Source organism: Acidobacteriota bacterium (assembly GCA_039028635.1).
Lineage (GTDB): Bacteria > Acidobacteriota > Thermoanaerobaculia > Multivoradales > JBCCEF01 > JBCCEF01.
Map to the genome: position 1 here is coordinate 55,754 of JBCCHV010000038.1, position 7,767 is coordinate 63,520.

Sequence of the window (7,767 nt, forward strand, 5' to 3'; positions counted from 1 at the left end):
TCCTTCGGGAGGCCCTCGTCAGCTGTCTTCGTCGGCCTGCGGCGATTGGATGTCTTTAGGGGTAGTACCCCTGAATCGTCTTGGCCTCGAGGCCGCGCGGCGTCACCTTCAGCTCGACGCTGCGGAAGTCGCGGCTGTCGCTGGTGTTGTTGGACTGATAGGCGATCAGGTACTTCGAGCGCAGCTCCTGCTGGATGATGTCGTAGACCCCTTCGAGCTCGCTGATGTCCGAGATCAGGAAGCTCTGGCCGCCGGTCGCCTGGGAGAGCTTGACCAGCTTCTTGTGGGCGGCGTCGTCGCGCAGGGCGATGGTGTAGATGGTGACGCCAGCGCGGCGGGTGAAGTCGAGGGTGTCCTCGAAGGAGAAGCGGCTGGCCTCGTCCTTGCCGTCGGAGAACACCAGCAGGGCGCGCTGGCCGCGGATGCCGTTGAAGTAGTAGAGGCTGAAGATGACGCTGTCGTAAAGCGCCGTGCCGCGCTCCGCCTTGAGGCCGGCCAAGCCGCCGGCGAGGTTGTTGACGTCGTTCGAGAACTTGACCCGCAGCTCGGGGCGGTCGTTGAAGGTGATGAAGGCGGCGCGGTCCTTGGGCTGGATGGCCTGCTCGAAGAAGCCGAGGGCGGCACCCTTGGCGTCTTCCAGGCTCTCGTCCATGGACTGCGAGATGTCGAGCAGCAGGGTGGCGTGAATCGGCAGGTTCTCGACCTTCTCGAAGCGCGCGATCTGCTGCGCCTGGCCGTCCTCGGTGACGCTGAACTGCTCCTGGGTGAGGCCTTCGACGGGTCGGCCGTTGCGGTCGAGGACGGTGGTGTAGAGCTCGACGAACTGGACGTCGATCTCCTCCAGGTACTCGGGAGCGTTGACGAACACCAGATCCTCGGTGGAGTTGCCGTCGGGGAGGAAGGCGACGGCCCGCACGTAGGCCAGGGCCTCGCTCTCGGGGAGCACGATGTTGACCTCGAAGGGCTCCTGGTAGAGGGTCGCGAGGCGGGTCTCGTTGAGGAAGAACTCGACCCGCTCGGCCTCCAGGCCTTCGGGGATCGAGATCGCCGCGATGGCACGCAGGCTCTGGCTGTAGGTCTTGCCCTTGCGCGGCTCCACCAGGTCGACGGCGAAGCGATTGTCGTTGGCGTTGATCAGGATCTCGTCGCGCGCCAGCTCTTCGCCGTTGTCGTCGAGGCCCATGGCCACCAGGGTGCGCGAGCGCGGCAGCTGGCCGAGGTCGAGGTCGACGCTGAAGGGCGGACGCTTCTTGGTCAGCACCACCTGGCCGTCGAGGGCGAAGGAGACGGCGGCGAAGGTGTCGCCGGTGGCGAGGGTGTCGAAGCGCACGTAGCCGGTGACCAGGTCGCCCTGCGGCGGCACCAGCTTCAAGGTGGTCTCGCCGGCGGCGATGGCGGCGTTGGCCTCGGCCAGCAGGCGGGCGGTCTCGGGATCGCTCGGCGGTGGCGGCGGCAGGCCCTTCTCGATGCGCGGCACCGTCAACGGTTGGTCGGTGCGGAAGAAGCGCTTGCCGTTGACGTCCTCGAGCTTGAGGATCATGCGGTACTCGCCGGGCCGCAGAAAGCGCTCGAGGACGATCGGGATGTTCTCCGTCGCCACCTCGCCGACCGGGAAGTCGAACTTGTAGCGGAAGTTGTCGAAGAGTTGCTCCCCCTGCAGCACCTCGCCGGTGACCAGGAAGTTGTAGGAGCGGTAGTCGGCGAGCTCCGAGGTGCCGGCGTCCTGGCGGGCGATGGTCATCGCCGCCTGCACCGCGGTGCGACTCTGGCGCCGGCCGGGGTAGGCGAAATCGAGCTTCACCGGAAGGGTCTCGGCGCCTTCCGGAACGTCCGTCGAGTAAGTGTTGAAGGTGGCGATCCACTCGTCGCTCGGACCGGTGGAGTCGACGGTCATCTTGGCGACCAGCTGCTCGAAGCCGATCGGGTCGTTGAGGGCGAAGCCGATGGCGGCGACCAGGGCCTCGCCGTCGCGACACTTGTTGGCGATGTCCTGCAGGCCGCGAATGTCGCCACCGGAAACGGAGATGGTGTCGAGGAGGGCGCCGATGCCGTCGAAGCGGCCGCGCCAGAGGCGATAGCGGCTGATGCCGCCGGGGCGGTAGAAGATCAGGAAGGCGCGGCGCCGGATCTGCTCGGTGGTGTCGTAGAACCAAACCTCGATCGGGTTGAGGCCCGAGCAGCGGAACTCGAGAAAGCTGTGCGGGAAGCCGTTCAGCAGCAGGAAGCGGGCACGGTCCTCGTTGAGATCCGCGTAGCGGCTCTTGGCTTCCTCGAGGCGTCTCTCCCAGTTTTCCTTGTACTCGTTGCGAGCGGTGTCCGGGAAGCGGTCGCGAATGCGCCAGAAGCGCACGATGAAAGCGTCCCGCTGGTAGTCCTTCTCGATCTCGAGAAAGGCGCCGACCTCGTCGTCGGTGATGATCAGCTCGACCTCGCGCATCCAGGCGCGGTACTTCTCCGGCAGTTGCTCGATCGTCGCCCGGGTCGTCTTGCGGTACTCCCCTTCGCTGTTCTTGTAGGTTTGCTTGGCGGCCACCGGCAGGGCGGCGAACAAAGCGAGGAGGATTCCGCAGGTCAGGTATCGCATGATGTGTTCTCCCAGCAGGTTGCGAAGGGCATCATATGCCCGTCGAGCTCCCGACCTATAGAATACGGCTCCCATGAGCGCCGAGTTCGTCTATCTCGACCACAACGCCACCACACCCCTCGATCCGATCGTGTTCGAGGCGATGGTGCCCTGGCTGCGCGATCAGCACGGTAATCCGTCGTCCGTGCACCACTGGGGCCGGCAGGCTCGCGAGGCGGTCGAAGAGGCTCGCGAGCGGGTCGCCGACCTGCTCGGAGTGCCGGCCCTCGAGGTGGTCTTCACGGCCTCCGGCACGGAAGCCAACAACGGTGTCATCTTCGGCCTGGCGGCGGCTGCCGGCAATCGCGGACGGTTGGTGATCTCGGCTCTCGAGCATCCCTCCGTCAAGGCTGCCGCGGACCGCCTCGAAAGCGAGGGCATGGAGGTGGTGCGGGTCCCGCCGTCGGCGGACGGCGTGGTGCTGGCCTCCGAGGTGGTGGCCGCCCTCGATGACGAAACCCGTCTAGTCTGCCTGATGCTGGCCCACAACGAGGTCGGCACCCTGCAGCCGGTGGCGGAGGTGGCGGCGGTGTGCCGCGACCGCGGCATTCCGGTGCTCTGCGACGCGGTGCAGGCGGTGGGCAAGATTCCGGTTCACCCGCAGGATCTGGGGATCGATTTCCTGACCCTCGGCGGCCACAAGTTCCACGGGCCGCTGGGCGCCGCGGCGTTGTGGATTCGCGATGGCGTGGAGGTGCCGCCCTACCTGGTAGGCGGCGGCCAGGAGCGCCATCGCCGCGCCAGCACGCCCAATGTTCCGGCCTTGGTCGGGTTGGGGGCGGCGGCGGCGCGGGCGGCGGCGGGGGTCGAAGAGCGCTACAACCATCTCGCCAGCCTGCGCGATCGCTTCGAGGCCGGCCTGCAGGCCATCGCCGACAGCGTCGTCCACTGTGGCGACTCGCCGCGTCTTCCCAACACCTCGAGCGTCGCCTTCGCCGGCGTCGAGGGCCAGGCTTTGATGATCCGTCTCGATCTCGCCGGCTTCGCCGTTTCGACCGGATCGGCTTGCTCCTCCGGCGTGGTGGAACCCAGTCGAGCGCTGCTGGCGATGGGGATCTCGCCGGAGCTCGCCCTGTCGACCCTGCGGGTGAGCTTCGGAGTGCCCAACACCGTCGAAGAGGTTGATCGTTTTCTCGCCACCCTGGGGGCGGTCGTCGGCGACCTGCGCCAGGCGGAAACGGCGGTGCGCTCCGGGAGGCGGCGATGAGCGCGCTGACCGCCGTCGCCATGAGTGGCGGCCTCGATTCGTCGGTGGCGGCCTTGTTGCTGGCGCGTCGCCAGCAGCCGGTGGTCGGCCTCTCGATGCTGCTGTGGGACGAGTCGGACAAGCCGAGTCGCAATGGTCGCTGCTGCGGCGCCCTCGACCTCGGCGATGCGCGGCGGGTGGCCGAGCAGGTGGGGATTCCCCACTACACCTTGCGCATGGACGACGAGTTCCGCGAGAACGTCGTCGACCCGTTCGTCGACGACTACCTCGCCGGGCGCACGCCGAGCCCTTGCGTGAGCTGCAACACCTGGGTCAAGTTCGACCTGCTCTTGGCCCGGGCGCGCACCTTCGGTGCCGGCCGCGTCGCCACCGGCCACTATGCGCGCATCGTTGACGGTCCCGAAGGGCGTGAGCTTCATCGCGCCGTGGATCCGGCGAAGGATCAAAGCTACTTTCTCTTCGAGCTCGATCAGGCGCAGCTCGCCGCTTCCGAGTTCCCTCTTGGTGAGCTGCAGAAGGACGCGGTGCGCGAGCTCGCCCGCGAGGCGCGGCTGGTGGTGGCGGACAAGGGCGAGAGCATGGAGATCTGCTTCGTCTCCGGCACGATCCGCGACTTCGTCGAGAGCGAGCTCGAGGGCCGCAAGGCGCGAGTGGAGGGAGGCGAGAGGCGCTCGTTGCTGCCCATCGTCTCCGCCGGCGAGCCGGCGACGCTGGTGGATCGTGAAGGTCAGGTGCTCGGTCAGGGAGAGCCCTACTACCGCTACACCGTCGGTCAGCGGCGGGGTCTCGGCATCGCCGCCGATCGCCGGCTCTACGTCGTCGAGATCGATGCGGCGCGCAACCGGGTAGTGGTGGGGGATGACGCCGAGCTGCTGGCCGGCGGCCTCGAAGGCGAGCGCCTGCACTGGATCACGCCGCCGGCGGACGGCCGGGCGGCGGTCGAGGCGACGGTCCGGATTCGCTCGCGCCATGGCGGCGTTGCGGCGCGCATCGAGCCGCTCGAAGACGGTCGGGCGCGGGTCGAGTTCGCCGAGCCTCAGCGCGGCGTCGCTCCCGGCCAGGCGGCGGTCTTCTATCGCGGCTCGCAGGTTCTCGGCGGCTGCTGGATCCAGTCCGCGGTGCCGACTCGGCGGCAGCTAGGAATCCCGGAACAGGCTGTCGAGGAGCTGCAGGCCCAGCCCGCTGGCCACGAAGCGTAGCTTGCGGTTGGCGTTGAGCTGGGCCAGCCAGTCGAAGCGACCGGTGTCGGCCAGCAGAACGAGCTGGCCGGTGCGCGGCGACCGGGCTCCGAAGAGTAGGCGAATGCCGTCGTAGTAGCTCGCGGTCAGCTCATTCTGCTGCAAATCCACATCGGGTAGTGCCTGCCGGACGACGGTGGCGACGCGCTCACCGAGAGTCTCCTGTCCGTTGGCGACGAGGAGCTGCGCCTGGCGATCTTCGAAGCGGCAGCCGAGCTCGGTGCTGGCGTGGTCGAACAGGCGGTCGAAGACCTGGGCGTGCTCGACGAAGGCGCGGGTTTCGAAGCCATCCTCGGGTAGCCCTCGGCCACCCTGGGCGAGCACGAAAAGGCGAAAGTGTTGCGAGTAGCCCGGTTCGTCCGGCAGCGCCTGGGCCCGCAAGGTCTGGTGGCTGCAGCACAGGCGGACTCGTTGCTGTGGCTCGAGGCGCAGGCGCCGGGCGCATTCGACCGCCAGGACATTGGTCGGGTCGGAAACCACCTCGGTGCCGCGCTGGGCCGTGAGGGTGCGGTCCTGCGAAGTCGGGGCGACAACGGAGCACACCCCCAGCGGAGCGACCGGCGACAGCTGCAGGGCCGAGAACTCCGGTGCCGCTGCCAGCGCCAGGCCGTCGAGGCGGTGCAGAACGCGCTGGTCGTGCGCGCTGGGGGCGACAAACGGGTCCTGCGCCCACTGCCGCATCAGGTCGGCCGGCTGACGGCTCGCCGCCTGGCGCCGGGCGACCTCCAGGAAGAATGGACGGATCGCGCTCGGCGGCGCGCCGAGGAGGGTTTCGGTCGAGGGCCAGCGCTTCCGGACCGACACGGCTAGCGCTTGGGAGGGGGGCCGATCAGCAAGACGATCTCTCCCTTGATCGCCTGGCGTTCGTCGAGCTGCTCGATGAGCTCGCTCAGGCTGCCGCGCAGCACCTCTTCGTGCACCTTGGTGAGCTCCCGAGCGACCGCCGCCGGGCGATCACCGAGCACTTCGCGGGCGTCGCGCAGGCTGGCGAGCAGCCGGCGCGGCGATTCGAAGAACAGCACCGTGTGACCGAGGTCGGCGAAGCGGCGGTAGAAGTTCTGGCGTTTGCCGGACTTGGGCGGCGGGAAGCCGGCGAAGGTGAAGGGGTGCGGTGGCAAGGCCGAGACCGTCAGGGCGGTGAGAATCGCCGAAGGTCCCGGCAGGGATTCGAGTCGGTGCCCATGGTGGACCGCTTCGCGGGCGAGGACGTAACCCGGGTCCGACAGCAGAGGGGTGCCGGCATCGCTCACCAGGGCGACGGTGTCGCCCGCCGCCAGGCGCTCGAGGAGGCGGGGGAGGCGCTGGCGCTCGTTGTGCTCGTGGAGCGACACCAGGTCCTTCTCGAGACCGAGATGGGCGATCAGCTTGCCGCTGTGGCGGGTGTCTTCACAGGCGACGAGATCGGCTTCGGCGAGCTCTCGCTGAGCCCGCGGCGTGAGGTCCTCGAGGTTGCCGATGGGAGTCGGAACGATCACGAGCCGGCCCTTGCCCTGGTTGGTCATGAGGGCGATGATGCTAGCAGGGTGCTGAAAAACTCATCGGCAACCTGCGACCGATCCCGGGAAGACAACAAACAGCAGGCGCTGAATAAGTCGCCTCGCGGCTTTTTCAGCAGCCTGCTAGCATGCGATTCATGTCGAAAAGGTCGGTCCTCTTGCTGGCGGTAGCCCTTATTTTCTCTTCCTTGGTGCTGCCTTCGGCCAGCGCCCAGGGCGGCGAAGAGCTGCTCGATCGCGTCGTCGCGATGGTCGATTCGGAGCCCATTCTGTGGTCCGAGATCGAGGAGCTCATCGGCCTCGGTTTGGTGGCGGTGCAGGAGGGCGAGAGCGAGGACGCGTTGCGGCGTCGGGTCCTCGACCAGCTGGTGGAAGAGCGGCTGCGCTCCCAGGCGGTCGAGCGGTTTGGCTTCGAGCAGGCGCCGGTGGCGGTGATCGAAGAGCAGGTGGCGGAGATTCGTGGGCGCTTCGAGTCCGAGGAGGAGTTCGATCGTCGCCTCGCCGCCGTCGGCTTCAGCGAGGCCGAGCTACGCCAGCTGGTCGCCAAGCAGCTCGCCGTCCTGACCTATGTCGAGGAGCGCCTGGGGGCCCAGGTGTTCGTCGATCTCGACGAAATTCGCCGCTACTACGACAATGTGTTTGCGCCGAGCGTGACCGCCCAAGGGCAAGAGGTGCCCCCTCTCGACGACGTGCGGGAGGATCTGCGGCGCGTGCTGCGCGAATCCCAGCTCAACGAGGAGATCGTGCGCTGGACCGAAGAGCTGCGCAACAACGCCGACGTCTCCGTCTTTTACGACGAGCCGCGGGAGCTGCCCCCGGTGGTCGATCGAGTCGACTAGCAGGCTGCTGAAAAAGTCGCATGGCGACTTATTCAGCGCCTGCTGTTTGTTTCAGGGGCGCCCGGCCAGGGGGGCTAAAGGCGCCCCCCTCAGGCGCACGCACATGTCGTGCGCCTTCACCCCCGACCTCGGCGGCTTTCGCCGCCGCCTCGCCCCTCGGGCTCGGGAACTCTTGAGGACCAAAGATGCGCCGAGTCAAGACTTTTTCAGCGCTGCGAGCTGTTTGTTTCAGCGGCGCCCGGCGAGGGGGCTGAGTGGACCTGCCCCGATCTTGTAGACGGTTATCAGCCTAGAGATTTCTCTTTCTCAGCAGGCAGTTTAATCGCGGTGGCAGTGGTCGCGTCAGCGGCCGTTGCCACCGCCC

General features: G+C 67.6%; 6 protein-coding genes. 3 read left to right on the plus strand and 3 right to left on the minus strand.

Annotation, left to right across the window (positions count from 1 at the left end):
• Positions 1 to 55 precede the first annotated feature (55 nt).
• Positions 56 to 2,584: a VWA domain-containing protein gene (locus tag AAF604_15860; GenBank protein MEM7051144.1), complete on the minus strand. Its 2,529-nt coding sequence runs from the start codon at positions 2,582 to 2,584 to the stop codon at positions 56 to 58.
• A 73-nt stretch (positions 2,585 to 2,657) separates the two neighbouring features.
• Between AAF604_15860 and AAF604_15865 the strand changes: the two genes are divergently transcribed.
• Positions 2,658 to 3,830: a cysteine desulfurase family protein gene (locus AAF604_15865; protein MEM7051145.1), complete on the plus strand. Its 1,173-nt coding sequence runs from the start codon at positions 2,658 to 2,660 to the stop codon at positions 3,828 to 3,830.
• A complete protein-coding gene (gene mnmA / locus AAF604_15870; protein ID MEM7051146.1) occupies positions 3,827 to 5,029 on the plus strand; it encodes a tRNA 2-thiouridine(34) synthase MnmA in 1,203 nt (400 codons plus the stop codon). The genes AAF604_15865 and mnmA overlap by 4 nt, the downstream gene beginning before the upstream one ends.
• Here the strand turns inward: mnmA and AAF604_15875 are convergent.
• Both AAF604_15875 and rsmI read right to left on the minus strand, forming a co-directional pair.
• Positions 4,967 to 5,872, minus strand: coding sequence for a hypothetical protein (locus AAF604_15875; protein ID MEM7051147.1), 906 nt, complete (start codon positions 5,870 to 5,872; stop codon positions 4,967 to 4,969). The two genes, mnmA and AAF604_15875, sit on opposite strands and share 63 nt — an antisense overlap.
• Positions 5,873 to 5,874: 2 nt before the next feature.
• Positions 5,875 to 6,570: a 16S rRNA (cytidine(1402)-2'-O)-methyltransferase gene (gene rsmI / locus AAF604_15880; GenBank protein ID MEM7051148.1), complete on the minus strand. Its 696-nt coding sequence runs from the start codon at positions 6,568 to 6,570 to the stop codon at positions 5,875 to 5,877.
• 131 nt (positions 6,571 to 6,701) lie between these two features.
• Here rsmI and AAF604_15885 point away from each other — a divergent pair, with 131 nt between their 5' ends.
• Positions 6,702 to 7,403 carry a SurA N-terminal domain-containing protein gene (locus tag AAF604_15885; protein ID MEM7051149.1) on the plus strand — a complete coding sequence of 234 codons (702 nt, stop codon included), beginning with the start codon at positions 6,702 to 6,704 and terminating at the stop codon, positions 7,401 to 7,403.
• Positions 7,404 to 7,767: the final 364 nt, after the last annotated feature.

Excerpts from the sequence above, each read along its gene's own strand:
- AAF604_15860 (MEM7051144.1), bottom strand. The coding sequence starts at position 2,584 with ATGCGATACCTGACCTGCGGAATCCTCCTCGCTTTGTTCGCCGCCCTG.
- AAF604_15865 (MEM7051145.1), top strand. The coding sequence starts at position 2,658 with ATGAGCGCCGAGTTCGTCTATCTCGACCACAACGCCACCACACCCCTC.
- mnmA (MEM7051146.1), top strand. The coding sequence starts at position 3,827 with ATGAGCGCGCTGACCGCCGTCGCCATGAGTGGCGGCCTCGATTCGTCG.
- rsmI (MEM7051148.1), bottom strand. The coding sequence starts at position 6,570 with ATGACCAACCAGGGCAAGGGCCGGCTCGTGATCGTTCCGACTCCCATC.
- AAF604_15885 (MEM7051149.1), top strand. The coding sequence starts at position 6,702 with ATGTCGAAAAGGTCGGTCCTCTTGCTGGCGGTAGCCCTTATTTTCTCT.